21 protein-coding genes are annotated in these 26,582 nt (G+C 63.2%); 13 read left to right on the top strand and 8 right to left on the bottom strand.

Features of this window, described 5'->3' with window-relative positions; translation table 11 throughout:
- Positions 1–218 precede the first annotated feature (218 nt).
- The gene (locus AC1D75_RS13935; protein ID WP_495515771.1) at positions 219–1,634 is read right to left on the bottom strand and encodes a Rossmann-fold NAD(P)-binding domain-containing protein; all 1,416 of its coding nucleotides are present in this window, start codon (positions 1,632–1,634) and stop codon (positions 219–221) included.
- 199 nt (positions 1,635–1,833) lie between these two features.
- On the opposite strand from AC1D75_RS13935, the gene AC1D75_RS13930 reads away from it, so the two are divergent.
- From AC1D75_RS13930 to AC1D75_RS13910, 5 genes are all read left to right on the top strand, one after another.
- A complete protein-coding gene (locus tag AC1D75_RS13930) occupies positions 1,834–2,346 on the top strand; it encodes a hypothetical protein (RefSeq protein ID WP_495515770.1) in 513 nt (170 codons plus the stop codon).
- A gap of 373 nt (positions 2,347–2,719) precedes the next feature.
- Complete coding sequence (locus tag AC1D75_RS13925; protein WP_495516081.1) at positions 2,720–3,718, top strand: alpha/beta hydrolase; 999 nt, start codon at positions 2,720–2,722, stop codon at positions 3,716–3,718.
- 270 nt (positions 3,719–3,988) lie between these two features.
- Entirely contained in the window at positions 3,989–4,753 is a 765-nt protein-coding gene (locus AC1D75_RS13920; protein ID WP_495516080.1) for an amino acid hydroxylase, read from the top strand.
- A gap of 69 nt (positions 4,754–4,822) precedes the next feature.
- Positions 4,823–8,773: an amino acid adenylation domain-containing protein gene (locus AC1D75_RS13915; protein WP_495515769.1), complete on the top strand. Its 3,951-nt coding sequence runs from the start codon at positions 4,823–4,825 to the stop codon at positions 8,771–8,773.
- 232 nt (positions 8,774–9,005) lie between these two features.
- Positions 9,006–9,791 (top strand): O-methyltransferase, encoded by a 786-nt coding sequence (locus tag AC1D75_RS13910; protein WP_495516079.1) that lies wholly within the window; start codon positions 9,006–9,008, stop codon positions 9,789–9,791.
- Between the two features lie 178 nt (positions 9,792–9,969).
- Here the strand turns inward: AC1D75_RS13910 and AC1D75_RS13905 are convergent, their stop codons facing one another.
- Positions 9,970–11,145: an SGNH/GDSL hydrolase family protein gene (locus AC1D75_RS13905; protein ID WP_495515768.1), complete on the bottom strand. Its 1,176-nt coding sequence runs from the start codon at positions 11,143–11,145 to the stop codon at positions 9,970–9,972.
- 601 nt (positions 11,146–11,746) lie between these two features.
- Entirely contained in the window at positions 11,747–12,478 is a 732-nt protein-coding gene (locus AC1D75_RS13900) for a TetR/AcrR family transcriptional regulator (protein WP_495515767.1), read from the bottom strand.
- Positions 12,479–12,562: 84 nt separating this feature from the next.
- On the opposite strand from AC1D75_RS13900, the gene AC1D75_RS13895 reads away from it, so the two are divergent.
- The 5 genes from AC1D75_RS13895 to AC1D75_RS13875 all read left to right on the top strand — a co-directional run bounded on the left by AC1D75_RS13895 (position 12,563) and on the right by AC1D75_RS13875 (position 19,354).
- Positions 12,563–13,432: an NAD(P)H-binding protein gene (locus AC1D75_RS13895; protein ID WP_495515766.1), complete on the top strand. Its 870-nt coding sequence runs from the start codon at positions 12,563–12,565 to the stop codon at positions 13,430–13,432.
- A gap of 257 nt (positions 13,433–13,689) precedes the next feature.
- Positions 13,690–15,102, top strand: coding sequence for a 3' terminal RNA ribose 2'-O-methyltransferase Hen1 (locus AC1D75_RS13890; protein WP_495515765.1), 1,413 nt, complete (start codon positions 13,690–13,692; stop codon positions 15,100–15,102).
- The gene (locus tag AC1D75_RS13885) at positions 15,099–17,594 is read left to right on the top strand and encodes a polynucleotide kinase-phosphatase (RefSeq protein ID WP_495515764.1); all 2,496 of its coding nucleotides are present in this window, start codon (positions 15,099–15,101) and stop codon (positions 17,592–17,594) included. Before AC1D75_RS13890 ends, AC1D75_RS13885 begins: the two co-directional genes overlap by 4 nt.
- A gap of 202 nt (positions 17,595–17,796) precedes the next feature.
- Positions 17,797–18,501 (top strand): GntR family transcriptional regulator, encoded by a 705-nt coding sequence (locus tag AC1D75_RS13880; RefSeq protein WP_495515763.1) that lies wholly within the window; start codon positions 17,797–17,799, stop codon positions 18,499–18,501.
- Positions 18,488–19,354 (top strand): SCO6745 family protein, encoded by an 867-nt coding sequence (locus tag AC1D75_RS13875; RefSeq protein ID WP_495515762.1) that lies wholly within the window; start codon positions 18,488–18,490, stop codon positions 19,352–19,354. The genes AC1D75_RS13880 and AC1D75_RS13875 overlap by 14 nt, the downstream gene beginning before the upstream one ends.
- A gap of 303 nt (positions 19,355–19,657) precedes the next feature.
- On the opposite strand, the gene AC1D75_RS13870 is transcribed toward AC1D75_RS13875, so the two are convergent.
- A complete protein-coding gene (locus AC1D75_RS13870; RefSeq protein WP_495515761.1) occupies positions 19,658–20,218 on the bottom strand; it encodes a TetR/AcrR family transcriptional regulator in 561 nt (186 codons plus the stop codon).
- A gap of 86 nt (positions 20,219–20,304) precedes the next feature.
- Between AC1D75_RS13870 and AC1D75_RS13865 the strand changes: the two genes are divergently transcribed.
- Positions 20,305–20,766 carry a nuclear transport factor 2 family protein gene (locus tag AC1D75_RS13865; RefSeq protein WP_495515760.1) on the top strand — a complete coding sequence of 154 codons (462 nt, stop codon included), beginning with the start codon at positions 20,305–20,307 and terminating at the stop codon, positions 20,764–20,766.
- Between the two features lie 152 nt (positions 20,767–20,918).
- Here the strand turns inward: AC1D75_RS13865 and AC1D75_RS13860 are convergent, their stop codons facing one another.
- A complete protein-coding gene (locus AC1D75_RS13860) occupies positions 20,919–21,593 on the bottom strand; it encodes a TetR/AcrR family transcriptional regulator (protein ID WP_495515759.1) in 675 nt (224 codons plus the stop codon).
- Positions 21,594–21,675: 82 nt separating this feature from the next.
- Here AC1D75_RS13860 and AC1D75_RS13855 point away from each other — a divergent pair, with 82 nt between their 5' ends.
- Positions 21,676–22,812 carry an FAD-dependent oxidoreductase gene (locus AC1D75_RS13855; RefSeq protein WP_495515758.1) on the top strand — a complete coding sequence of 379 codons (1,137 nt, stop codon included), beginning with the start codon at positions 21,676–21,678 and terminating at the stop codon, positions 22,810–22,812.
- 380 nt (positions 22,813–23,192) lie between these two features.
- Here AC1D75_RS13855 and AC1D75_RS13850 read toward each other — a convergent pair whose 3' ends face one another.
- The 3 genes from AC1D75_RS13850 to AC1D75_RS13840 all read right to left on the bottom strand — a co-directional run bounded on the left by AC1D75_RS13850 (position 23,193) and on the right by AC1D75_RS13840 (position 25,536).
- Positions 23,193–23,474: a hypothetical protein gene (locus AC1D75_RS13850; protein WP_495515757.1), complete on the bottom strand. Its 282-nt coding sequence runs from the start codon at positions 23,472–23,474 to the stop codon at positions 23,193–23,195.
- A gap of 2 nt (positions 23,475–23,476) precedes the next feature.
- Positions 23,477–23,734 carry a hypothetical protein gene (locus AC1D75_RS13845; protein WP_495515756.1) on the bottom strand — a complete coding sequence of 86 codons (258 nt, stop codon included), beginning with the start codon at positions 23,732–23,734 and terminating at the stop codon, positions 23,477–23,479.
- Positions 23,735–24,189: 455 nt separating this feature from the next.
- The gene (locus AC1D75_RS13840; RefSeq protein ID WP_495515755.1) at positions 24,190–25,536 is read right to left on the bottom strand and encodes an FAD-binding oxidoreductase; all 1,347 of its coding nucleotides are present in this window, start codon (positions 25,534–25,536) and stop codon (positions 24,190–24,192) included.
- Between the two features lie 120 nt (positions 25,537–25,656).
- On the opposite strand from AC1D75_RS13840, the gene AC1D75_RS13835 reads away from it, so the two are divergent.
- Complete coding sequence (locus AC1D75_RS13835) at positions 25,657–26,568, top strand: sigma-70 family RNA polymerase sigma factor (protein ID WP_495515754.1); 912 nt, start codon at positions 25,657–25,659, stop codon at positions 26,566–26,568.
- The last annotated feature ends 14 nt before the right edge of the window (positions 26,569–26,582 follow it).

Below are 26,582 nucleotides of genomic sequence, written 5' to 3'. Positions count from 1 at the left end.
GTGATACGTTGCGCCGCAGGGTAATTTGTGTCGCCGGTGACGTAAGACAACTCACCGGTGACGTAATGCGACTAGAGCCAACACAACCGCACCGCCTAGGCCGATCAACGTACGCCCGCCGTCGCGAATAAGTCTGGGGGACAATCGATCACGGTAACCCGCCCCGGAACTGGACCGAAGCCGCAGAAGAAGTTGAGCTAGAGGCTCCGACTGTACGGTCACGCGGGCATCCCCGCGAACTCGGTCAGCCGGCTCATCCCCAGCGCCGCGTACTTCGTCAATCGCTCGACCACAGCGGCGAGTTCATCGGACTCCATCAGGTCCGGTGGCGTACGCGAAGGGTTCAGCGCGACCTGATCAGCCCACGCCTTGATGTCAGGGTTCGCACTGAATGCCGCAGCGGCGCGGCCTCCGGTGACCTGCATCCACGCCCACTCGGCAAGACCGTTGGGATAGGTCGACGACGGGCAGACCGCATTCTTCACAGCATTTGCGGCGTCGGCGTCCATTCCGACAGCCACGGTCGCCTCGACATGGCCCGATAGCGCCGCGCCGAACAACGGGAAGCCGGCACGTACCGGCTGCAGCGTCATCGCCCGGTTCCCCCAGATGGGCACCTGCGGCGCAGTACGTAGTCCCCGCGCGGCACAGTGCACGATCACCGCATCGGGGTCGACGGCCACCACATCATCAGCAGCCTCTTCCTTGTCGAACGTGAGGTGCCCGGGCGCGACTGCGCGCAGGTGCCCCCGGCGTACGACATTCTCGATCATCCGCAACCGGTCGAGCTCCCACTGCGCGATCGTCGGAGTCCTTGCCATCGTGGGCGTCACCGAACGGTCGATCCGCAGCATGACGCCGGCGTCCTCGAGGCGGCAGAACATCTCCTCGGCCGAGGCGGATTCGGATGCGGCCTGCATGGTGTCGGCCGCGGCACCGATGAACATCACCGGTTCGGGCTGGATGACGGCACGGTTCAACATCCACGGGTCGCGCGGCCGCACCCAGCAGATCGAGTCGGGGTCGACCCCGTTGTCGATCAGCCACACGCAGGCGTCAGTGGCGGTTTTACCCGAACCGACAATCACGTACTGCGATGTGGCACGACCGAGGCCGACCAGATCATTGATGGGTATGACGTGCGCGCCGTCGGCCACTTCGAACGGCGGCGGCATCAAGGAGGGGATATCCGGGGCGAGATAGCGGGCATCGACCACGCTGCGACGTACCCGCACCTCGTGCTGACGCCCGGAGATCAGGGACACAAACCGACCTCCGCCGAGGTAGTCGCAGTTCGAATGGAACGACACCTTGCCGGAAGCGAGCAGGCGGTCACGCAGGATGCGTTCGTAGTAGGTGCAGATCTCCGGCGCGGTTGCCCGCTCGTGCAGACCAGCCTCGGGCCCGCGTTCCTGGATCCGTCCACCTCCCAACGGCGTCGAGGCCACACCGTAGAGAGCAGAGGCCTGGTGGAGCCGGACGAACGGATAGGCATCGAGCCAGTGACCGCCGACTCCGTGCCGCCGATCGACCATGACCACGGAGACGTCGGCGCGGTCGATGAGGGCGTCGACAAAGGCCATCCCCATCGCACCCGCACCCACCACCAGGTAGTCGGCCTCTAGCACCGCCATCTCCTCAGACTGACCCTGGCCACAGGGAACGTCAATGACCTCTTGGGTTCGGCGTAGCACCGCTACCGCCCGGTTCGCCAATGGGCCCCGACAATGCCAGTGGCTCGAGGGAGGAGGCCGGCCCTACCAATCTTCGGCATGGTTTCTGCCGGGATGGGTACTGCAGCAGAAGCGCAGGAATGAAGGAGCTAGGAGATGTATGGGTGTGGATCGAGATGACCGCGGGTGTTGGATCGTCAAAGGCAATGGCGCGACCAACCCCGGCTACGTCGGCACCGATATCGGTGCGGCGCGCAGCATGCCCGCCTCCGTCATCGAGGCGACGTGGTGCCTGAGTGCCCGGACCCGGCGCCCGGCACTCGTTCGTCGCGGTGATCTCATCGCGCTGTGGATCACCGGGAAAAAGAATCCGGGCATCTATGAGTTCGGATACGTGACGAGCGACGGCGTCGCCGACAAACCGATGGACCCGGGATCTGCTCTGCACGTTGAGTTTCAGGCGATTCGACTCGATCGAGACTCATATGTGCCGAGGGCGGTGATGGCGGCATCGCCGACGCTGAGGGATTGTGAACAGTTCCGCGCGCCGATCGTGGCAAATCCGTCGTATTTGACCCGTCCGCAAGCGCTCGTGCTGGCCGGATTGATCGCTCGGCGGGTGCCGCGAGAATCGATGGAGATCTCCGGATGGGCAACCGCGCTCACATGGTGAACGAAGGCGACTGCCGGCTTACCGCGACCTAACCCGGTACGCAGAGGGTACGCAGTTGCACCGAAACCGCTCACACTCATCGGCCAGGAACAAACACAAAAACCACTCCCCCACTCCATCATTCGCAAACAGGCAACGATGCGAATGCTTTACAAACATCCACGACAGCAGCCAAATGCAGCTACACCTCATGACACTCGAACTCACATGTCCGATATCAGCCGCCTACACGACTCGCCCCAACGGCAACCCGCGCAATCCCGGCATCACCAAATTCGCGCCAGGACCATTCCCGCAGCGGCTACGATTTTGGAATGTGTGAACACAACGCTCGGCGGCGTGTACCGGCCAGCAGCGAAACAGTCCGATGACGATGCGCCGGCGGGGACCACTGTGGATGGCCGTCGGCGCGTGGATGGTGGTCTGCGCGATGGCCGCGTCTTCCACGGTTGCATTCGCGGCCCCCAACCCGGCAAACGGATCCGCTGTGGTGGCCGTGGCGCCGCTGGGCGGACGCCAGTTCGCCGTGACGGTGTATTCGGCGGCGATGAATCGGCAGATACCGCTGTGGGTGTCGCATCCGAACGCTTCGGCACCTGCGCTGTATCTCCTCAACGCCGTCGATGGCGGCGAGAGTGGAGGCGCGTGGACCGGGCGGACGGACGTGGCCTCGTTTTTCGCCGACAAGAACGTCAATGTGGTGATCCCGATGGCAGGTCGCGCCAGCTTCTACACCGATTGGAAACAGGACGATCCGGTCTTGGGTTCCAACAAGTGGCAGACGTTCCTGACCCGCGAGCTGCCGCCGCTGCTCAACGCCAGGTTCTCCATGACAGGCCGAAATGCGGTCGCCGGCTTGTCGATGTCGGCGACCTCGGCGCTGGATCTGGCGGGCCATGCACGCGGGCTGTATCAGGCGGTGGGTTCCTACAGCGGCTGTACGCGCATGAGCGACCCGCTGGTGCAGGGATCTGTGTATTCGGAGCTGGCGGCCTTCGGCGCCAATGCAACCAACATGTGGGGTCCACCCGGAGATCCTGCGTGGGCCGACCACGATCCGACGCTTCACGCGGACCGGCTGCGCGGCACCGAAGTGTACATTTCGGTCGGCACCGGCCTTCCGGGTCCGCACGAAACACTGAATGCGCCAGGAATCGGCGGCAATGTCGGAACGCTGGTCGATCGAGGCGTTGTCGGCGGAGCGTTTGAGGCGGTTGTCAACCAGTGCACGCGGCCGTTGGTGGACCGACTGCACGCCCTCGGCATTCCGGTGACTGTGAGCATGCCTGCGGCCGGCACACACTCATGGCCGTATTGGCAAGACGAGCTGCACAATTCCTGGCCCATGCTGGCAGCCGCGATCGGCGCATGAGCTGCGACCCCAGAACGTGTCGGAAGTTTGGTGACATCCAAAGGGTCCATTTCGCACATTTCGGGCGGGATTTCTGATTTGGCAGGACATTTCGCCAAATATCGCTTCTCGAAGGCGAGCTTGGATGTTGCCGGTGTGTGGTCTATCGGCAGGACGGGTGGCAAGATTACCGTTGATAGTCGGAGAGCCCGGAACGCGTATGAGCTGAGCGCCAATAGGGAGTAGCTGAGACGGCAGGAGAATTCCAGCGACCAGAAAGTGCCGATTGTGATGACAGAATGTCTCAATGTCCGAGCCGAGCGTGAGCGGCTTACCGGCGCGTTCCGTCCGGGTCAACCGCTGCCTGATTTCGGCTACAGCCACGAAGAGGACGCTTTGTGGTCACGTGTGTTCGCGACGCTGTGCGGCATGCACAGGCATTTCAGTTGCGCGCGATATCAATTGGCCGCACAACGGGTGACGCTGCCCACCGGCCGGGTGCCGCAACTCAGTGAGGTCTCGCGCACCCTTCGGTCGTTGACCGGCTTCGAGCTCGCACCGGCTATGGGAGCAGTACCAGGTCCGCTGTTCTACGGCCCACTTGCCCGGGGGATCCTCACTTCTACTCCGGATTTGCGCCCGGTTACGGAGCAATCGTTTTCGCCGGACCCCGATGTCATTCATGAACTGGTCGGCCATGGGGTGATGCTTGCCGATCCAGAGTTCGCGCAGCTGTATCGCTGGTTCGGACGAGCCGCCGCACATGCCGCCTCGGAGGAGGTGCGGTCGGCGATCTCGCGGTTGTTCTGGTTCACCATGGAGGTCGGTCTGGTCGTCGAGAAGGGTCGCCCGCGAGCGTGTGGTGCCGCCATCTTGTCCTCGGTCGCGGAGATGGAGTCTTTCGAGGATGCGGAGTTGAGAGACTTTCGGGTCGAGGATGTCATTGCCAGCGACATCGACGACAGCATTTGTCAGCCGGTGATGTTTGTCGCCGAATCGGTCAGCCAGATGATGGATGACGTAAAACGTTTCCTCGCGACAAGTGCCGACTTGTGACAGTGCACTTCGGCATGGTTGCCGTCGCTGACACCCTCGCCCTCGACCTCGAGCGTTAAGGACTTTGCGGTGCTGGACCTGCCAGGCAATGTGCGCCGAGATGGCAGCACGGCACCGCAGGCGGACACCTTCGAATTGTCGGTCGCTCAGTCCGAACTGTGGATGGCGCAACAACTTCACCCGAGCGTTCCGTTTTCCATTTCTCAGTATGCCGATCTGCACGGGCCCATCGATCTCGAACTACTACAGGGTTGCGCGCGACGAGCCGGTCGCGAATTGCAGTCGCCGCATGTGCGATTTGCAGTCGTCGGTGGCCGACCGTGCCAGTACGTCGACCATGACCTGCTGACGGGGTTCGACTGCGTCGATGTGAGCGATCACCCAGATCCAGACGATGCCGCTCGTGTGTGGATGAGCCAAGACCGTGAGGCCGCCATCGACTTGTCGGGTCCCGATGTCACCAGGACGGTGATGTTCACCCTCGGTCCTGACCGGTACCGCTGGTACGCGCGCAGCCACCATATCGCGGTCGACGGCTTCGGCGCCGCGCAATTATCGCAGCGAACGGCCGAATTGTACTCCGCCGCAACCGAAGGACAGACCGCTCCACCGCGTCGGGCGATGCTCCTGACCGAGATTGTGGCGGCCGAGCAGCGGTATCGGTCCTCGCCGCGATTCGATGCCGACCGCGAGTACTGGGCCGAGCAACTCGCCGGTCTAAATCGCATCACAAAGCTGACCGATAGGTACGCTGCACCGTCTGCACGGCCGCATACCGCGCACGCAACGGTGGATGCAGCAGCAACGGCGCGGCTCGATGCCGTGGCCGGCCGGTATGGCGCCGGAATGGCGGAGGTGTTGGTTGCGGCAGTGGCCGGATTCCTGGCGCACATGACCGGTGACCGCGACATCACGGTGTCACTGCCGGTCGCCGCCCGCACCACCGGGGCGCTGCGGCGATCGGCGGGGATGGTCTCGAACGTGGTGCCTTTACGCGTGCGGGGCGTAACCGAGAGCACGGTCGCCGACCTGGTGCAACAGGTGCGCCTGAACATCATCGGGGCGTTGCGCCACCAGCTGTATCGCCACGAAGACCTGCTCCGCGACCACGGTGTGGGTCTGGCCGGTCGCAGTGGCTACGGTCCGCTGATCAACGTCCTCACCCTTCCCGCGAGCATCGGTTTCGGTGTTGCCCGCGGGCGGGCGCACCTGCTCTCCGCCGGGCCGGTGGAGGATATCTCCGTCAGCTGCTACCGAGTCGGTCCCGGACCCCTCAGCATCGATTTTCACGCCAACCCCGACCTGTACACCCCCGATGAGCTGGATCGATATCAGCAGCAGTTCATGCACTGGTTGTCCCGATTCCTGCAGGCTTCGGCTGAAGAGAAGGTGTTCGCACTCAACGCCGGCACACCGAGCGTCGCGGCCCCCCAGCCCCGGCGCCGGTCGCGGGTGCTACCGGAGTTGCTGGCGGCCGGGATCGGTGCCGGTGAACGGATTGCACTGAGCGGGCCGGACCGGTCGATGTCCTATCGCGAACTCGACGAGGTGACCGCGCAGTGGGCACGTGAGCTGATCGCGCACGGGGCTGGGCCGGAAGTCGTTGTCGCAGTGGCATTGTCCCGGTCGGTGGAATCGGTGATGGCGTTGTGGGCGGTAGCCCGAGCGGGCGCGGTGTTCTTCCCGGTGAATCCCACCGACCCGCCGGCGCGGGTGACGAAGCTGATTGCAGATTCAGGGGCGATGCTGGGAATCACCCTCCAAAAATGGCGCATACTGCTGGACGCCAGGACGGTGGATTGGTTGCTGCTCGACAGCGACGAGTTCACCTGCGCCGCCGCATCACACCCGGTAGCGGCGATGACCGATGCGGAGCGGACACAGCCACTGCGTGCCGCTCACCCCGCATATCTGATCTACACCTCCGGATCCACCGGCGAGCCGAAGGGTGTGCTCAGCACTCACGAGGGCCTGCCGGCCCTGAGCGACGAACTGCTCACCCGTGGTCGAATTTGCCCGGAATCGGTCGTGCTGCTGGCACATTCACCCTACTGTGACGCGTCGATGCTCGAATACCTCTCCGCATTCGCGGCCGGGGCGAAACTGGTCGTGTTGGCGCCGGACATCGTGGCCGGCGAACAACTTTCGCAGGTGATCGAGCATGATGCGATCACCCATTTGAACGTCACGCCGACCATTTTGGCGACACTCGACCCACACCGACTGACGTCGCTACAGAGCGTCACCGTCGGCGGCGACAAATGCCCACCGGCACTCGCCGGCCGCTGGGCCACCCGGGTGCCCATGTTCAACTCCTACGGCCCGACCGAGGCCACCGTGATCGCGACCCACACCGGCGCGCTCGACCCCAACGCGCCGATGACGATCGGCGGGGCACTTCCCGGAGTGCAAATTCTCGTGCTGGATACCAGGCTCGGTCTGGTCTCGGCCGGGGCCCGGGGCGAACTCTATCTCGCCGGTGACGCGTTGGCGCGAGGGTATCTGGGACGGGCCGCGACCACGGCGCATTGTTATGTCGCAAACCCGTACGGGCCCAGGGGAACCCGAATGTATCGCACGGGCGATGTAGTACGCGAGCAGGCGGACGGCACGCTGGAGTACCTCGGACGAAGCGATGCCCAGATCTCGCTACGCGGGCAGCGCATCGAACCGTCCGAAGTCGAGCGTGCTCTGACCGCGGACGAGGCAGTCGATCAGGCCGTGGTGCGGATGTGGACGTCCGAGACACTCGGCGACCGATTGATCGGCTATGTCGTCGCCGCAGATGGCGACAGCTTCGACCGCACCGCCGTGTTGGCGCGGTTACGGACGGTGTTGCCGCCAGCCATGATTCCGGCAGCGCTGGTTCCGTTGACCGCGATACCGATCAACCCCAGCAGCGGTAAGACCGACCGATCCGCACTGCCCGATCCACAGGTGCTGGCGCGTCCCGCATTTCGCCCGCCGCACACTCAGATCGAGCACACAGTGGCAGATGCGATCGCCGATGTGACCGGACAGTCGCGCATCGGTCTGGACGACAATTTCTTCGAACTCGGCGGCAACTCGTTGCTGGGAGTGCAGCTGTGTCAGCGGTTGTCGGAGCAATGCGGCACTTCGGTGGCGATGTCGTGGTTATTCACCCCGACCGTGCGCACCTTGGCAGCCGCCATCGAATCCTCAACGGCGATCGGTGTAAATAGTGATGTGACGGCAGGCGTATCGGCGCTGGAGACGATTCTTCCGTTGCGCGGCAACGGTTCAGGGACTCCGTTGATCTGCTTGCACTCTGCCGTGCCGCTGTCGTGGTGTTATACCGGCTTGCTGAAATACGTCACCGACCGGCCGATCTACGGGCTGCAGTCCCCCACCGTCGCCGCAGGAGGGCGCCGGTGCCGGACCGTCGAAGAGTTGGCGCAGGTGTATCTGGACGAACTCACCCGTGTGCAACCACAGGGGCCGTACTACCTGTTGGGTTGGTCGCTGGGCGGGCAACTCGCGCACGCGCTTGCCATTGGGCTACGTGCTCGGGGGCATGACGTGGATTTGCTCATCATGCTCGACAGCTTGGCATTCGCCGACGGTGCACCCCAACCGCCATCGCCGACCATGCGCGATCTGCTGACCCACCTACGGGGCAATGAGACAGACACTCCGGACACCCGGCCACTCGCCATCGACGACGCTGTCGATGTGCTCGCCCACACCACCGGGCCGGGCCGGGGGTTGACCCGTCAGCAGCTCGAACGCCTGCACCAGGGATATGTCGACTGCGTTGGCATGTCGGCGCGCTACCGGCCGGAATCCTATGACGGCGACCTGCTGTACTTCTCGGCACGCGAAGGAATCACCGGCCAACTGACCGGCGACATGTGGCGACCGTATATTTCCGGACGGATCACCGAACACTCCGTCGGCGTCGCACACGCCCAAATGGCGAACCCCGACGCCCTCGCGGTCATCGGACCGATCCTGGAGGCCGAATTGAATCGGCGACAATGCATCGACGGGCGACAGTGAACTCACACAGCACGCAGAGGGTCTCGCATGACCATGCCGACAGAATAAGGAGGGACGTGTGAGGAAGCCTTTCGCTGCGATCCTGGCAGTCACGGTGTCGGTCGCTTCATCGGTTCTGCTGACCACACGTCGGCCAAGACTCTTTGGGAGCCGCCTCCCACAGGCTGTGCTGGCAGCCATCGCGGCACTCGGTCTGGCTATCGGCGTCAACGAGTGCACCGGTAAACCGGTGATGTTTCTGCGCTGGTCCTATGTGCGGTTCCTCTTCGGTCTACGGCGCATGGGCGCCACCTGGCAGGTCGGTGACGGCCGCGAACAAGCTTTGGCCGACTATGTGTGCGCGCATGCGCGCAGAAACGACATCGACGACGTCATCCGGGTGATCGACGAGTTCTGCTACACCAGGAGCTATCTGATCAACATCGGTGATGAGAAGGGCAAGCTTCTCGACCGCGCCGTCGTAACAGCGCAACCGCGCCAACTGCTGGAACTCGGCACCTACTGCGGCTACAGCGCACTGCGCATTGCGCGTGCCATGCCCACCGATGCCGTTTTGTACTCGATTGAGTTCAATCCGGCGAACGCCGTCGTTGCCCGACGGATCTGGGATCACGCGGGCATCGGCGAGCGCATCGTCGTGATCGTCGGAACGTTGGGCGATGACGGGAGGACCCTCAGCACACTGGGCGACAAACACCAGTTCGCTCCCCGGACCCTCGATTTCGTCTTCATCGACCACGACAAAGACGAGTATCTTCCCGATCTCCACCGGATCCTGGACCACGAATGGCTGCACCCGGGCTCGGTTGTCGTGGCAGACAACGTCAAATACCCAGGCGCGCCACAGTACCGAGCATTCATGCGCAGCCAAGAGGGCCTCGACTGGCATACCCGAGAACACCCGACACACGCCGAATACCAAAAGATCATCAAAGACGTCGTGCTCGAATCGACCTACCTCGACCGACCAGACAACGCGCAGTCAGGTCGCCGGCCCAACCCGCCTCGCTCGGGATAAGCAGCCGCACCCCTTGAAAGGCAGATCTCGGTCGACACCGATCGCGCCGCGGTGGAGGCGTGACGACCGCTCCTAAACACCCCGGTACCAACAGATCCGGCAGGTAGCCTTCCGAGGTGCCGAATCCTGCACCTGCACGGGCGACCACAAGCAGCCTGTGAGCTACGAAGTTCTCGCCTCACCTACGCATGGCAACTTTGTCAGGGAACGCTTGGGCGGCGAACCGCTGTCCGATCCGTTGATGCGCGGCAGCGTCCGGATGCAAGTTGTCGGCTAGGGGCAGGTCTATGAAGTCTTCTTCGCCGTATAGCTCCCTGCCGTCGAGATAATGCAGGTTGGGATCGTCGATCTCGCGCTGCGCGACGATTCGAGCGAGCTCGGCCCGAATTGTGTTCAGTGTCAATTTGCCGGCAGACACCTCCGTGGGTTCGCCGGTCGCGATGAAACGGACGCTCCCCTCGGCTATCGCAGCCGGGTCGAACGCACCGGGACCCGGTGTTTCCTCATGGATCGGGCAGTAAATTGGGGACACGATCAGCAGTGGTGTCGTTGGGTGGCCGTCACGAATGGTGTCCAGAAAGCCGTGGACGGCAGAAGTGAAGGCGCGCATCCGCATCACGTCGGTGTTGACGAGGTTGATGCCGATTTTAAGGCTGATTTGATCGGCACGCGTGTCCCGGATCACCCGGGCGACGAATGGGTCCAGCAGTGCGCTGCCAGCGAATCCAAGGTTGATCAGTTCCGTGTTTGTGAATGCGGCTACCAGCGACGGCCACGTAGTGCTGGGACTTGTGGCATTTGAACCCTGGCTGATGGAGCTTCCGTAGTGCAGCCACGTGCGCCGTGAAGGAGCATCGAACGGTTCGAGCGGCGCATTCGAGCGGAGCTCTACCAATTCGAGGTTCTCGTTGTGAGGCAACCAGATCTCGACATTCTTAGCACGGTCAGCCAACCCTACGAACTGGACGGTTCCGACCGGACCTGGCTCATCGGTCATGGTGCCGGCAGCCATGTCAATAGTGATCCTGTTGCCACCCACCGTGACAGCCTGGTCTACCAGCTTTCCATCGATGACGAGGTCGAAGACACCGTCCGGCCGCGGCGGGAGGCCGACGTAGACGCGTTTTGTCGGCAGTGAATCGAGCTCGATGACGGTCGCCGCAGTGCGAAATGCGATCCGTACCCCTGAAGGCTGCGACTCGGCCATCACCAGTTGTGGATCGACACAGCGTGAGCGGGCTTCCGAAGGAAGTCGGTGGACGACCAAGCCGCGCTGCGTGCGCTCATGGTCTAGGGCGCCGCGCACTAGATCTGGCGTGACGGGCGTTGTGGTTAAAAACTCGGTGGCTTTCATGGTGGGCTCTCCGATCGTCGATTACGGGGTGGGCGGCCAAATCCGCAGGAGTTAGTACGACTCTCCTGGTTCTCGGCATGGTCAGTGAGCGTGTCGTTCTGATCTCCAACGATCGCACCTTGTCGGATCGAGTGAGCCGGCGCGTACCGAACCGCGACCTTCCGATAGATATTCGAGTCGCCCGCAGGTTGGAGTAGAACCCCATATTGAGCGTGAAGTCACGATGTCCCAGTCAAGGGTCGACGACTGTCCAGTCGGCATCGCCAGAGGCCCCCGTTCGCCTGCCTTCTCACTCGGTGACAAGACTCTGCATGCGAATCGCCCACCGTTGCTGCCCGACTCGGCGCGAACGGATAGTCATTTGCGCAGCCACATTCTAGGTATCCTTCCCGATGAGGCCCACCACGCTTCTAACGCTGCGTCTGATTCTGGTCCCCCTCAGTTCGCTTTCAAAGTCAAAAATTGACTAGACCGCATAAGTACCGACAATGCCGACACCGCCATGATTCCGAAAACAATCAGCAAAAGGGATAGGGCCACGTGAGGCGGGCCAACGCTTCCCGGGTGTATCAACTACCCCATCGATCCGCCCGTGCAATAGTCACTCAGCGTTGTCGACATTTCGCAAATGGGTAATTGCCCGGTTCAGCCACTCGGCCATAAGCGTGCGCTCTGCATCGGTGAGCGCCGGGAGTTCGGGTAATACGCTTGCGAAGGTGACTGCGACAGTACTCGTCCCGGTATCCTCTGCCATCGGTGCAGAGGCGAGTATCTGGCCCAGGACGGCGACGAGCATCGCCTCGGAGAGGCTCATATCCCGTTCAGCGGGAGGGGTTCCCAGCAAAGCCAGAACGGTGCCGGAACCGGCGGCGTGGATCATCGCGACCGCGCGCTGCTCGTCGACGCGGAGCAGTCCCGCAGTGGCCAGGCGTCGCACCCGGGCGCGCAGTACGTCGATGCCCGCAGCGGTGGCCGGTGACGTCTCAGCGCGTCCGGGGGCGTTAAGCAGCGCGTAGAGTTCAGGGTTCGCCAGCCCGAAATCGACGTGCATCTGCCATCCGGCGCGTAGGTCCGCGACCGGATCAGGATTGTCGGTGGCGGACGCAGCTTGAGTTTTGGCCGCCACATAGGTCTCCATGACGTGCTCGGCGACGGCGTCGATCAGGCCATCCTTGTCGCCGAAGAGTCGATAGAGCGTCGGCGCCTGCACTCCGGCCGCCTTGGCCACCCTGCGCGTGGTCACCGCACGAGCACCCTGTTCGCGTAGAAGATCCGCGGCCGCCTCGACAACGGCAGATCGAACGTCGTCTCGTATCACTGTCACTTCCGACATGTATCGACGCTAGCAGATGCCTGTTATCGACGGAAATACAGGTGATAACGTCTAAATCGGATCAGCGGAAGCTAAGGAGAAATCATGCTTATAGTCACCGGTGCCAACGGCAGGCTCGGATCGCAGATCGTCGAACAGCTGTTGCAGCGCATTCCGGCCAACGAGATCGGCGTGAGTGTTCGCGATGTTGACAAAGCGGCGGCCCTGGCGGAACGCGGCGTCCGCGTCCGGGCGGGCGACTTCACCGACCCCGCGACCTTGGATCACGCCTTCGAAAGCGCCGACCAGGTGCTGGTCATCTCGGCCGCGATTCGCGGTCCTGGTGCTGTGGAGGCGAACATTGCGGCCATCGATGCTGCTCGGGGCTCCGGCGCGCAGAGAATCCTGTACACGAGTCATCAAGCGGCATCGATGAACTCGCTCTTCGCCCCGCAGATCACCCATGCCAGGACCGAAGCCCATCTCGCGCAGCAGGGTGTGCCGTTCACCTCACTACGAAATGGGTTCTACGGGAACACCCTTAATCAATACCTCGACTCAGCTCTCGAGTCAGGCCGGCTCGTCGCGCCGGAGGACGGACCGGTGTCGTGGACAGCGCACGCTGACCTGGCCGAGGCCGCCGCGATCGCACTCGTCGACGGTAGTGGCCTCGACGGCGTCACCGCGCCGTTGACCGCGCCGGAGACACTCGATTTCGACGCCGTCGCAACCATTCTCAGTGAGATCACCGGGCGGACGATCGCGCGCATTGTTGTCAGCGACGAGGAATGGCAGTCGGCCGCGATCGAAGGTGGAATGCCGCCGCAGGCAGCCGAGTTCACACTCGGTTTGTTCCGAGCGTCCCGACGGGGCGAGTTCGCCATCACCGATCCGGCGCTGGAAAACCTAATCGGCCATCGACCGGTATCAACCAGAAATGCTTTGAGCGACTTCGTGTCATCCAAACGGCTCTGAGACTATCCGTGAGGTCGGCTGGTACCAGTTCAGACTGTCGTCACGTCCGATCCGATGTTCGGCTTTGATACTCCCGAGTCCGAGGAGGACGAGGTTGCGGGCTTCGGAAAGCCAGCCACCAGTCTCGTGCACCACCGGAGGATGCCGGTGGCTTCTCGCCGGGAACCGAAACATCATGGAGTGATCATCGTGATGAGTCCGGACGCCCACGGAAGTAATTGACTGGACGGAAACCATCTGTACGTCAGACTGTCCTGATGCTGTTGACCATCTCTGCCGAACGTTCACCGACTCTCGAGGTGCCGAGCGATTTCGGCTACCTGCTGCACAAGCATCCGGAGAAGGTTCAGCAGTTCGCTGTGTACGGCGGGACGGCGCACGTCTTCTACCCTGAGGTCAGCGACAAACGTTGCACGGTCGCGATGGTGCTCGAGGTCGATCCGGTTGCCTTGGTACGGGGACGATCTGGTGCGCATGACGGGTTCGCGCTGGGCCAGTACGTGAATGACCGGCCGTACGTCGCGTCGTCGTTGCTGTCGGTGGCGATGGGGAAAGTGTTCCGGTCGGCGCTGAACGGGCGATGCACTAATCGGGAAGATTTGGTGGACTCCGCGTTGGATCTGACGATCGCACTCCCCGCGGTCCCGGGCGATCCTGCGCTGTTGCGGCGTCTGTTCGAGCCGATGGGATGGGACGTCACTGCGTCTCCGATCGTGTTGGATGCCACCAGGCCTGCGTGGGGCGATGCACCGTTGGTGTCGTTGACCCTCGAGGGATCGCTGCGCCTGACCGACGCACTCAGTCACCTCTACGTCTTGCTGCCGGTGCTGGACGACTCGAAGCACTACTGGGTCGGCGACGACGAGGTGGAGAAGCTGGTCAGGGCCGGATCGGGATGGTTGGCGATTCACCCGGAAAGAGAACTGATCACACACCGCTACCTGGCCCACCAGCGTGGACTGAAAGATGCTGCAACACAACGACTCGTCGAGCTGGATGACCGCCCGGTCGAAGAAGCTGCGGAGGATGCCGAACCCGACGCGTCGCGCCCCCTGGTCCGGTTGCGCCACGACGCGGTGCTGCAAGTCGTACGCGAGCTCCGGCCGACATCGATCGTCGACCTCGGATGTGGGCCCGGCGCCCTGCTCGGATCGTTGCTCGAACTGCAGGGTGTGGCACGGGTGATCGGCACAGAAGTCTCCGACTCGTCGCTGACCAAAGCTGCTAAACGGCTGCACATCGACCGGATGACCGAGCGTCAGTCTGAACGCCTGACGTTGTTGCTGTCGTCGTTGCAGTACGAGGACGACCGCCTCGAAGGTCTCGATCTGGCGATCCTCATGGAGGTCATCGAGCACATCGACCCAGAACGGTTACCGGCGGTCGTGGCCAACGTGTTCGGGTCCATGCGGCCACGCCACGTCGTGGTCACGACACCTAACAGTGAGTACAACGTGAGGTACCCGGCGCTGGCCGCCGGCGGTTTCCGTCACCCCGACCACCGATTCGAGTGGACCCGTGCGGAGTTCGCGAGCTGGGCCGGCTCAGTAGGCCAGACCTACGGGTACAACGTCGACCTGCGGCCGGTGGGCGATCGTGACGACGAGGTCGGGTCGCCGACGCAGATGGCCGTGTTCGCACAGCAGACTTCGGGTGGGGAAAGCGTATGAGCGAGCTGAGCATTCCCGAACTGTCTCTGGTAATTCTGGTCGGGACGAGCGGGTCGGGAAAGTCGACCTTCGCCGCGACCCACTTCCTTCCGACCGAGGTCGTATCCAGCGATGGGTGCCGGGCCATGGTCTCCGACGACCCGAACGATCAGGCTGCGACGACGGACGCCTTCGCCCTGCTGGAGTACATCGCAGGCAAGCGACTCGATCGTGGCCGGCTGACGGTGATCGACGCGACCAACGTGCAGGCGTCATCGCGCAAGTCACTGCTCGCCCTGGCCAAGGACCACGATGTGCTCCCGGTGGCTATTGTCCTGGATCTGCCGGTCGCACTGGCATTGGAACGCAACGCTTCTCGGCCGGACCGGGACTTCGGCGCCCATGTGGTCAAGCGTCAGCACGACCAGCTGCACCGTTCGCTACGCAGTCTCAAACGCGAGGGTTTCCGCACGATCCATGTCCTGGACTCGGCGAAGGCCGTCGCGGAGGCCTCAATCGTGCGGACCCGCCTGTTCAACGACCGCAGGCACGAGCACGGTCCATTCGACGTGATCGGTGACGTGCACGGCTGTCGTGAGGAGCTCGAGATCTTGCTCGAACGCCTGGGATATGCGATCAGCCGGGACGACGCAGGGCGCTGCGTGGATGCCGAGCATCCAGATGGTCGCCAGGCTGTGTTCGTCGGCGATCTGGTCGATCGTGGTCCGGACTCCCCAGGCGTGCTCCGCCTGGTCATGGGCATGGTCGCGAGCGGCAACGCCCTGTGTGTGTCGGGCAACCACGAGGCGAAACTTGTTCGCGCACTGGGCCGTAAGGACGTGAAACCGACGCACGGTCTCCAGGAGACACTGGATCAGCTGGCAGCCGAGGACGATTCGTTCGTCGTCGAAGTGCGTCAGTTCTGCGACGGCCTCGTCGCCCACTACGTACTCGACGAGGGCAACCTCGTTATCGCGCACGCAGGCTTGAAGGAGAAGTACCACGGGCGGGCATCAGGCCGGGTCCGGGCGTTTGCTCTGTACGGAGACACCAGCGGCGAGACCGACGAGTTCGGGCTGCCGGTCCGGTACCCGTGGGCCGATGACTATCGGGGCTCGGCGACGGTCTTGTACGGGCACACCCCGGTCCCGGAGACCGAGTGGGTCAACAACACCATGTGTCTGGACACGGGATGCGTCTTTGGCGGCCGTCTGACGGCGCTGCGCTACCCCGAGCGCGAGGTGGTGTCAGTGCCGGCGCGGGCGACGTATTACGAACCCGTCCGGCCGCTGGCTCCGCCGCAGCGCGACCCCGAGGTGTTGACGCTGACCGACATCCTCGGGCACCGCGTCATCAAGACCGAACACATGGGGCGGGTTTCGTTGCGGGAGGAGAACGCAGCCGGTGCGCTGGAAGTGATGAGCAGATTCGCCATCCCGCCGGCCGAGCTGCTCTACCTGCCACCGACCATGTCACCGGTCGACAGCTCGTCGCGTGACGGCCTGCTCGAGCACCCGGATGAGGCGTTCGCTCACTACGCGAAGCGATCCGTCGATCGGGTGATCTGCGAAGAGAAGCACATGGGATCCCGCGCCATTGTGCGCGTGAGGCGCGACGGATCCGGCGTCATCTACTCCCGCACCGGACGAGCGTTCTTCTCCGACGAACAGCAGGCGGCGGTGCTGTCGCGGATTGCCGACGCCATCACCACAGCAGGTGTCTGGGCAGACCTCGACGCAACCTGGCTACTCCTCGATACCGAAATACTGCCGTGGACCGCGAAGGCGGAGGCGATGGTCCGCAGTCAATACGCCAAGGTGGGCGCCGCCGCGACGACCGCGCTGCCGGCGACGATCGACGTGCTGTCGGCCGCCGCAGCGAGAGGGGCTGACGTCGCCGATCTACTCGACAGGACACGAACCCGAGCCGTCAACGCCGAGCTCTTCGTCGACTCGTACCGCCACTACGTGCAGCCGATCAACACCCCGTTGGGGATCCAGGTGGCACCCTTTCAGATCCTCGCGGGGGACACAGCTACGTACGAGACCCGCGATCACCACTGGCATCTCGACATCGCCGATCGCCTGGTCACCGCAGACCCGGAACTGTTCCGTCCCACCCGCCGCCTCGTCGTCAAGACCACCGACAAATCGTCGTGCACCGCGGGCACGGCTTGGTGGGAGGACCTCACCGCGGGCGGCGGCGAAGGCATGGTCGTCAAGCCGTTCAACAATCTCGTCCGAGGCCCGAAGGGCCTGGTGCAACCGGGCCTCAAGGTTCGCGGGCGCGAGTACCTGCGAATCATCTACGGCGCCGACTACACAAACTCGTCGACGCTGACCCGGCTCAAGCAGCGCAATCTCGGACAGAAGCGGTCGATGGCGTTGCGAGAGTACGCACTCGGGCTCGAGGCCATCCGCCGAGCCGTTGCAGGAGAACCGGTTTGGCGCATCCATCAGTGCGTCTTCGGTGTCCTCGCCATGGAGTCGGAAGCTGTGGACCCACGGCTATGAAACACGAGTCAGACCGGTCGTGATCGGAAGTGCTACCGGGACTGCACACTCGCGGCATCTCAACTGTCCCGCGCTCGACCTCCCCGGAGGCATCCGATCGGCAGCAACGGCCCGACGCACAATTTAATCGGGCTACTTCACATGTGCAGCCTCCAATCGATTGAAGAAGCAATAATCGATTATTTCTGTTAGTGTCGATCCCATGGCAAAAAGTGTTGACGCTGTCGCGCCGTCGGTGCGGGCATACGAGGTGTTGCGTTCGGCTGTCCTGCATGGCGAGTTTCGCCCAGGACAGCCCTTGAAGCCGCAAGCGTTGGCTGCTGAGTACGGGGTCAGTTTGGCGGTGGTCCGCGAATGCCTGTTACGACTGGTCGGCGAGGGTTTGGCTGAGCGGCTGCCGAATCGAGGCTTTGTGGTTCCCGAGGCCGGCGACGACCGATGGCAGGCTGTGGCGGAAGCACGGGTGGTGGTCGAACCGGCAATGCTGCGCATGTCGATCATGCGCGGTGATCTGGAATGGGAAGCCCGTGTCCGTGCCGCTCACCACCGACTGGCCGGCACGAGCGGCTACGAACACGAAGACGACGCCCATTACTCCGACGCGTGGTCGTCGGCTCACCACGAGTTCCATCGGACGCTGCTAGACGCGTGTGGCAACGACATCTTGTTGGACACGTTCGAGCGACTCTGGACCGCCAGCGAGCTCTCACGCCGATGGTCGGCTGCCGACAATCGAGGACGTGACGCCGTCGGCGAACACCGGGAACTCGAGCAGTTGGCGCTGAATCGACAGGGCGACGCGGCAGCAGCCGCGCTTGCGAGACATGTCGCACACACCGCGGCCATCCTCGCCCAGGACGTCAAATCATCAAATCCAAAGGAGCTCAACCGAAATGAAAACTGCTGACACCCTCGACCGCACACCCGCCGCAGATCTGGAGGCGGTGCGCGAGGTGAGTGCCGCGATCACTGCGGTCCACATGTTCATCCACCTCGTCCCCGAACCAGCTGACGAAGCCGCCTCACTCGGCGTCACCGATCGTGCCCAGCGGTACTTCGCATTCCGGTCGGCCGCGCTGGGCGCGGTGCCGTGGCAGGTCACGGCCGCGACCTTCTACAACTTCAGCCCTCGGGCAGTCCAGGCCATGGACGGGGCGTGGAACTCCGCGTCACCCGAGCAGTGGCAAGCTGCACGATTTCGAGCGGTCGAGCGTGCGATGAGGCGCGTCGGCGTGCGGATGACGGACGACCAGATCAGTGAAGCCCGGTCACTGATCGACCCCGTCGTCGCCGAAGCCGATTTCGCCGGCAAACCATTGGCCGCGGCGAACGCCTCGGTCACGCTGCCATCCGATCCTCTACTCGCCCTTTGGCAACAGATCACGGTGCTGCGAGAGTGGCGCGGCGACGCACACATAATCGTGCTCTCCGACCATCGACTCGGACCGTGCGAGTGCACGGTTGTTCAGGGTGCGACACATCGCATCCCGACGGAACTCCTGCGCGCCACTCGATTGTGGAATGACAACGAATGGGCAGCGGCAACCGAACGTCTCATCACACGGGGGTGGCTCAACGCCGACGGGGCGATCACCGCTGCGGGAACCGCAGCGCGCGAGCAGATCGAGATCGAGACCGACGAGCACTGCGCTGCCTTGTGGGCGCCCATCGGCGGCACCGGCATCCGGCGACTCACCACACTGATCGCGCCGATCAACGATGCCTTCTCGGCTGCGGGAACCTTTGATCAACTTCGTTGAATACGGGCGGATTTCTCGACTTCCGGCGTTCCAATTCCCGTAGCTTCGGGAGTTGAAGATCACGACCCGCTATCTTCATCAGCGTTCCGTCAACTCTGGGACTGCCAGATTATTAGTGAATCCGACCGTGGCATCTGTTGGTTACCGGACCAGCTGACGTTGGTTGCATTTCCGGATGACCCGAAAAGGTACCCGTTGCCGTCGTGCCGGCATTGATTCGAAGCCAAGGCAGCGGAGGCAGTTTCGGGTGTGCGGCAGCCTGGTTTTGGTTCTAGGTGTTGGGGGACGAAACGTTGATGACGCTCAGTTGATGAGGGCTTTGGCGGCAGTCCGAGCGGGGCGGGCGGCCTTCGCGTCTCCGGTGATCGCGGCGGTGACGATCGCGCCTTCAGCCAGGAGGCTGACGGGTTCGGCCGGCACGTTCGCGGCAGCCTCGACCCACTTGGCGATCTGTTCGTGGAAGGCCTGCTTGTGTGCACGCACCTCGATCAGGATCGCAGGTGAGGTGGAGCCCAGTTCGCCGTAGGCGTTGATCCAGGCGCAGCCGCGGAAGCCGGGTTCGGCGAACCATTGCTCAAGCCAGTCGAAGATCGACAGCACCCGTTCGCGGGGATCCTCGTGCTGCTCCACGTATTCGGTCAGGCTCGCTCGCCATCGGTGATCTCGCCGCCGCAGCACCGCGACGACCAGGTCCTCCTTCGTTGAGAACATTCCGTAAATCCGATTCAAGGGCATCCCTGCAGCTGTGCGGATGGCATCCATGCCGACCGCCTGGATGCCACGTTCATAGAAGAGCGCTTCGGCGGCGTCTAGGAGTGCGACACGGCTGCGGGTCTTCTGCTCTTCGCTGATCGGCGGTGGCACGGCAATCCTTCTTGACGTTGAGAACGGGCGTTCTTATGCTAGCCGAACACCCATAGAAAACGACCGTTCTCAACGAGGAAGGACCCATGAACGAATCACGCCCGCCGCTCCCCCCGTTCACCGAGGCAACCGCACTGCAGAAAGTACAGGCGGCCGAGGACGCCTGGAACACGCGCGACCCGCATCGCGTCGCCATGGCCTACACGACCGACTCTGCATGGCGGAACCGCGACGTGTTCGTCACCGGCCGCGAGGAGATCATCCAGTTCCTGACCAGCAAGTGGGAGCGCGAGCTCGACTACGCCCTGCGAAAGAGCCTGTGGGCATACCGCGAGAACCGCATCGCCGTCCGCTTCCAGTACGAGTGGCACGACGCGACGGGACAGTGGTGGCGCAGCTACGGAAACGAACTGTGGCAGTTCAGCACCGAAGGCCTGATGGAACGACGCGAGGCCAGCATCAACGACGCGCGGATCGATGAGGCGGACCGGCGAATCTTCGGCCTACGACCGGAGAATGAGCGCGGCGTCGAAATTCCCCTCCGATAGCCAGGTGGTCAATCATCGGTAACCGTTGCGGCACAGTATGTTACGAGTCGCAAATAGTGCTCAACCGAAAGCGCGTCGCTGGTATACAGAAGTGGTCGGCGAAAGCCCGATGCGGCTCGGTCATCGCACCGAGCCGCTAGCGGTGGGCCGCCCTACATATCAGCCTGTTTGGCGGCGATGCCGGCCAGGAAAATGTCCACGCCGGCGAGGAACTGCTCGCGGTCATCGTGGTCGCCGAGCAGTGAAGCATCCTCCTGCGCAACGGGGTTGGAGTCGTGGTGGGCCCACTCTGCGGCCAGGGTTTCGAGGTACGCTTCTCGATCCGCGTCGGCGGGGGCACGTCGTGCGCCGGCCGCATATTGTGCCGCTGAACCAAGGACGTAGTTGACCAACGCCGACCCGGCATCAGATCGGGCCGACCCGGCCACACCGAGTCGTTGGAGTTGCAACCCCACGCCATTCCAGATCATGAAGACCGCGGGTTGCAATGGTCCACGCGAGAGCTGCGCCCCGATCCACGGATGTTCGTCGATCGCGTCGAAGATCCCCAGCGCCAGAGCGCGGACCGCCCGCTCCGCGTCGTCGTCGCCTCCCACTCCCGCCACCACCTGACCGATGATCTCGCCGGTGGCAACCGCAAGGAGTTCCCCCTTGTTGGCGACGTGGTGGTAGATCGCTCCCCGGCCGGTCGATAGATGCGCAGTCAACGCACGGACCGTCAGGCCGTCCTCACCTGATGCGTCGAGCAACTCGATTGTCGCCTCAACGATCCGATCACGCGACAACGCATCGGAGCGTCTCGGACTTCGCGGCGTGGACCCAGTCATGGCCAACATCTTGACATTGTTTGGACCGTGGGTCCAAACTACTGATTGGACCACCGGTCCAATCGCTTTCGAGAGGAACATCATGACCACAGCAGTCACCATCATCGGCGCGGGCCTGGGCGGCCTCACCCTCGCTCGCGTCCTTCACCTTCACGGAATCCCCGTCACCGTCTACGACGCAGACGCATCACCCACCGCACGGACACAGGGCGGGCAGCTCGACCTCCACGAGCACAACGGTCAGCTCGCCCTCGAAATTGCCGGGCTCACCAAGGAATTCCGCGCAATCGTTCACCAGGGCGGCGCCGCCCAGCGCGTACTCGATCAGCACGGCAAGGTACTTGCTGACCTGCCCGACGACGGTTCCTTGACCAATCCCGAAGCCCTTCGCGGCGACATCCGGCGGATCCTTTTGGAATCCCTCCCTGAAGGCACGGTGCAGTGGGGCAAGAAGTTCCTCTCGGCCACTTCGGTCGGCGACAGTGGGCACGAGCTTGTGTTCGCAGACGGGTCCACAACCCGCTCTGAGGTTTTGGTGGGGGCCGACGGTGCCTGGTCAAAAGTCCGGGCACTGCTATCCGGCGAGATCCCCACATATGCGGGCATGAGTTACATAGAGACATACCTGCATGATGTTGACGTACAGCACGCCGCGACGGCCGCGGTCGTCGGCGATGGATCTCTGTACGCCCTCACCCCCGGCAAAGGGTTTCTCGCCCACCGTGAAGCCGGCGCCGTCATCCACACCTATGTTGTCCTCAACCGTCCGGTCGAGTGGTTCGCAGACATCGACTTCACCGTCGCCGACGATGCGAAGGCGCGCGTCGCGGCCGAGTTCGAGGGATGGGCACCCGAACTCACCTCGTTGATCACCGACGGAGAAACCGGACCCACGCTTCGAAGCATCTACCAACTCCCGAACCGCCACCAGTGGGACCGAATCCCCGGTGTCACCCTCCTCGGCGACGCCGCGCACGTGACTCTCCCAGGGGGCGAAGGTGCAAACATCGCGATGCTCGACGGGGCCGAACTGGGCCAGGCGATCGCCGCGCACCCAGACGATATCGAAGTCGCCCTTGCCGGTTACGAAAAAACCATGTTTCACCGCAGCGAGGCCGAAGCCGTCGCCGCGCGAGAAACCATCGACCTCATCTTCGGCGCCGGCGCACCTCACGGCCTCGTCAATCTATTCAACGGAAATGAAGGCTCCACGGACTGATTGGGTCCGATCTGATGTTTTAATCCGATCCTCAGACCCCTAACGGTCAACTCACACCAAACCCGAAGGCACCTGCTGCCTGACAGCCGTTTTCAAGTTCGGATGACAACAGACATCGGCGAAAGTCACGCTCGGGAACTTTCGAACCTGCGTGATCCGCGAAAGGTGCGAGCGCTCAGCGACGCAACGGCACCGAAACCACCCGCACTCCTCCGACAGAAAACACGAATACCACTGGCGGGTATGAACCTGCGGCCGCGGATGTTGCTGCACCGTCAGGAATGCGCGTGCATCTGCGCAACGCGGCCCGCCGACCCGGTGAGCACTCATCGGCCGATGACGTTCAGCGAAAGGCCGCAATGACGAAGGGGCTGCTCCGGTCAGGAACCTACAACCACCAACGCCACAACGAGATTGATCAACGTTGCCGATACGGCGAAAGCAATCGCTCCAGGTCGGGCCTCTCGACAGCGAGCGACGACGACACCCGCCAGGCCGAGCGTGACGACGACAGACACCGCGACGACACCCGCCCCGGATTCGAGCGGAAGCGCTCGCAGTAGTGCCGCCACCGCCATCGGGCCGAGGATCAGCCCGGCGATGATCTGCAAGACGGTGCCGATCTTGCGGTACCCGCGGGCATCCTTTGTTGTCTCGGCCATGGTTATTTGTCGACCACTTCGAGCAACTGCACCATTCCGTGGTCCTCGTGGAAGAGGATGTCGCAGTGCATGACGAACCGACCGGTGAAGTCCTCGCTTCGATGGCGGAAGGTGAGTGGCTGGAGGCCGTCGCGACTGTCCGAGGAATCGTCGTCGCCACATCCGCCCGCCACCAGCACCAACGCACCGGTGAGCACACTGTCCATGCGACGCGGCCGCCGCCTCGGCACCCGGCTCACGAGTCCTGCAATCTCGCCCATGGTGATACCTCAACAGAACAGTGCATATTTTTTGCATAGCGACCCGGCGCCTGGGAGCGCCAATCGAAATACATCGCTTCGACATCACCGGGGCGAACCACACCCTGGACACCTCCAGCGTCTCGCTGCGGCGGAACATACAACCACGCCTGGACCAATAGCCATAAGTTCTGCCGGGACGTCAGCTTTGACACACCCAATCCCGATGCTCGAAGCGTCTGCATCGTAGACCCGCTGCCAATGCCGACGGCCGAGTTGTCCACGTACCCAGCAGACCTGACCCAGATTCGTCCAGCGCTTACGTGATCTGTCGCGGTCTTGGCGAAGGTTGCGTTGTTGGCGGTGGCCGGGCTCGCTGGTGTGGGTCAACAAAGTCTCCGGCGGAAGGAGCGGCCGTGGGCATAGCGATGACGACGTCGACGTCGACGTCGACGTCGTTTACATTCTCTGAATGTCTACCGGGACTGTTCGTTTCCCACTGGGGTGTCGAGCACGCTGAAGTTCCCCCGGATGATTCGGTCGGGATCCCTCTGCGTCTTGAGTTGACGAAGACGCTGGATCGATCCGGCAGGAAGCGCGTCGGTGAGTTCTTCAGATGGATTGAGGAATGTGATCGGCTTGCGTCCACTGATGGGCAACGAGTTTGCCACTGCCGCTTGCTTGCCCACGATGGACTCGGAGATCTCGGCGCTCGAAGCAATGCCGAACATGTAGACGGCGTATGGCTCGGTGAGTGGTCCGTGCGGGCTGTCGCTCGGTTGCGCCAACGCTCCCCCGAGATGGCGAACCTGCACACTCAACAGAGGAGCAATTGGTTCATTGATCAGGGCCGCGAGTGCCTGGTCGTCGAGCCTCGTCAGAAGTTCGGCACGTGATTGTCCGGGCCCCGGGTCGGTCGGCTCCGCAGTGATCGACCCCAGATTCGCGGCGCTCATGACCGCGCGCGTGTCCGAGAGAGGCGCAGGTAGAAGATCGGTCTCGCTCATCAGGCCACGCGCGGTGGCTTCGTCACCCAAGAATGTTGAATCGATAGCGATCAACGGATCCGAGCCGGGGAAGTTCAACAGCTCGAGCCACAGGCTCAGGGCATCTGGCGCTTTCTCGGTCATCGACCGGTACGCCTCGGCGACCTCACGGGCATGGGTTGCCGGCCAGAGTTGGCGGCCGCCGAATATCTGGGGCGCCGGGCGCAGTTGCAGTTCGATCGCGGTGACGATCGCCAGATCGCCGCCACCCCCGCGCAGTGCCCAGAACAGGTCTGGGTCTGCGACCGGGGTGACGCGGTGCGCGTTGCCGTCGGCTTCCACCACGTCGAAGGCACGCACGCTGTCGGCCATCCACCCGAACGAACGACCGAACCAGCTCAACCCTCCTCCGAGCGCTGCGCCCGTCACGGTTACCACGGGTGAACTGCCGGGTAGCGCGGTCAAACCGTGCACCGCGGCGGCTCGTTGCAGGTCGCCAGAGCGGACACCGGCACCGATTCGAGCGGTCATAGTGGTCGGATCGATGTCGATCGAGTTCAGACGGGCAGTTCGCAGCAGGATGGACCCCGCCGTGCGGCCTGTCGCCCCATGCCCACTCGGTTGTGTGGCAATCGATAGCTTCCTCGAACTGGCAAGGCGCACAAGGTCAACGACATCGTCGGCGTCGGCCGCTTCGACGACTGCGGAAACGTTCTGCTCGACAGCCAGGTTCCAGGGCCGTCGCGCGTCATCGAAGCCGGAGTCGGTGGTGAGCCAGACACGCCCGCGGACGATCGATCGCAACTCTTCACTGATTGTTGTGGGAAGAATGGTCATGGTGGCTCCTTCGCCGAGGTGATGTTGTGGATACCGAGCAGGGAACGAACGACCTGCCTCACCTACGAGTCGAGCGAGCCGAACAAAACGTGACACGCTGCTGTCAGAAGGAGCCCCGTGATGCCTGATCAGTCTGACTACACCCTCGACGCCCTGGCGGAACAGTTCGCCGTTCATCAGCAGAAGCTCTATGCCATCGCCTACCGGACGCTGGGCTCGCCGTGGAATGCCGACGACGCAGTGCAGGATGTCTGGCTCCGGCTACAGCGCAGCGATGTGGCCGGCATCGACAACCTCGAGGCCTGGCTTACAACGGTCATCTCCCGGGTGTGCATCGATATGATCCGTCAGCGCGTGTCATGGCGCGAAGACTTGGACGGTGAATCCGGCTGGGATACCGAAGCTGCCGACCATATCCCTGCGGCAGGCGACCCGGCGGGCAGCGCGCTGCGATCGGAAGAGCTCGCAGTGGCCATGCAACTGGTTCTCGATACGCTCGGGCCGCTCGAGCGGCTCGCATTGGTACTTCACGACGTTTTTGCGTTGTCCTACGACGACATCGCTCCCATCGTCGAACGAACCCCCACCAACGCCCGCCAACTCGCCTCCCGCGCTCGCGCACGCCTCAGAGCGGTCGACGTCAACAGTCTGCGCAAACACCAGGAAACAGCGATCGACGCGTTCCTATCTGCGGCACGCAATGGAGAGTTCGGAGACCTGCTGCAACTCCTCGACCCGGAGATAGAACTGCGGAGCGACGATGCCGCTGTCGAACTCGCAACAGCCGGAGCACAGTTCGGTGCGCCGCTGCTCACCGAGAACATCCGCGGTGTGGACGCCGTGGCGAGAGTCTTTGCCGGCCGGGCGGAACTGACAAGGCTGGTCTACATCGACGGCGTTCCAGCCGCGGCCTATGTAGCAGACGGTGTGGTTCACGCGGTGTACCTGATCACCTTCCGTGACAACCACATCGCAAAACTGGATGTACTCGCAAATTCCGAACATTTGGCCAACCTGGACATCGCATTTTGAGCCGACGCTCACGG

The sequence above is a fragment of the Williamsia sp. Y712 genome, assembly GCF_059445525.1.
Note: the sequence above shows the minus strand (reverse complement) of the source record. Positions and strands in the feature narration are given on the sequence as shown.

Coding starts and splice junctions, on each gene's coding strand:
- AC1D75_RS13895 (WP_495515766.1), top strand. CDS start 12,563: ATGCTTATAGTCACCGGTGCCAACGGCAGGCTCGGATCGCAGATCGTC.
- AC1D75_RS13850 (WP_495515757.1), bottom strand. CDS start 23,474: ATGGCCGAGACAACAAAGGATGCCCGCGGGTACCGCAAGATCGGCACC.
- AC1D75_RS13855 (WP_495515758.1), top strand. CDS start 21,676: ATGACCACAGCAGTCACCATCATCGGCGCGGGCCTGGGCGGCCTCACC.
- AC1D75_RS13840 (WP_495515755.1), bottom strand. CDS start 25,536: ATGACCATTCTTCCCACAACAATCAGTGAAGAGTTGCGATCGATCGTC.
- AC1D75_RS13835 (WP_495515754.1), top strand. CDS start 25,657: ATGCCTGATCAGTCTGACTACACCCTCGACGCCCTGGCGGAACAGTTC.
- AC1D75_RS13890 (WP_495515765.1), top strand. CDS start 13,690: ATGCTGTTGACCATCTCTGCCGAACGTTCACCGACTCTCGAGGTGCCG.
- AC1D75_RS13845 (WP_495515756.1), bottom strand. CDS start 23,734: ATGGGCGAGATTGCAGGACTCGTGAGCCGGGTGCCGAGGCGGCGGCCG.
- AC1D75_RS13885 (WP_495515764.1), top strand. CDS start 15,099: ATGAGCGAGCTGAGCATTCCCGAACTGTCTCTGGTAATTCTGGTCGGG.
- AC1D75_RS13860 (WP_495515759.1), bottom strand. CDS start 21,593: ATGACTGGGTCCACGCCGCGAAGTCCGAGACGCTCCGATGCGTTGTCG.
- AC1D75_RS13930 (WP_495515770.1), top strand. CDS start 1,834: ATGGGTGTGGATCGAGATGACCGCGGGTGTTGGATCGTCAAAGGCAAT.
- AC1D75_RS13875 (WP_495515762.1), top strand. CDS start 18,488: ATGAAAACTGCTGACACCCTCGACCGCACACCCGCCGCAGATCTGGAG.
- AC1D75_RS13935 (WP_495515771.1), bottom strand. CDS start 1,634: ATGGCGGTGCTAGAGGCCGACTACCTGGTGGTGGGTGCGGGTGCGATG.
- AC1D75_RS13900 (WP_495515767.1), bottom strand. CDS start 12,478: ATGTCGGAAGTGACAGTGATACGAGACGACGTTCGATCTGCCGTTGTC.
- AC1D75_RS13865 (WP_495515760.1), top strand. CDS start 20,305: ATGAACGAATCACGCCCGCCGCTCCCCCCGTTCACCGAGGCAACCGCA.
- AC1D75_RS13905 (WP_495515768.1), bottom strand. CDS start 11,145: ATGAAAGCCACCGAGTTTTTAACCACAACGCCCGTCACGCCAGATCTA.
- AC1D75_RS13880 (WP_495515763.1), top strand. CDS start 17,797: ATGGCAAAAAGTGTTGACGCTGTCGCGCCGTCGGTGCGGGCATACGAG.
- AC1D75_RS13920 (WP_495516080.1), top strand. CDS start 3,989: ATGACAGAATGTCTCAATGTCCGAGCCGAGCGTGAGCGGCTTACCGGC.
- AC1D75_RS13925 (WP_495516081.1), top strand. CDS start 2,720: ATGCGCCGGCGGGGACCACTGTGGATGGCCGTCGGCGCGTGGATGGTG.
- AC1D75_RS13910 (WP_495516079.1), top strand. CDS start 9,006: ATGTTTCTGCGCTGGTCCTATGTGCGGTTCCTCTTCGGTCTACGGCGC.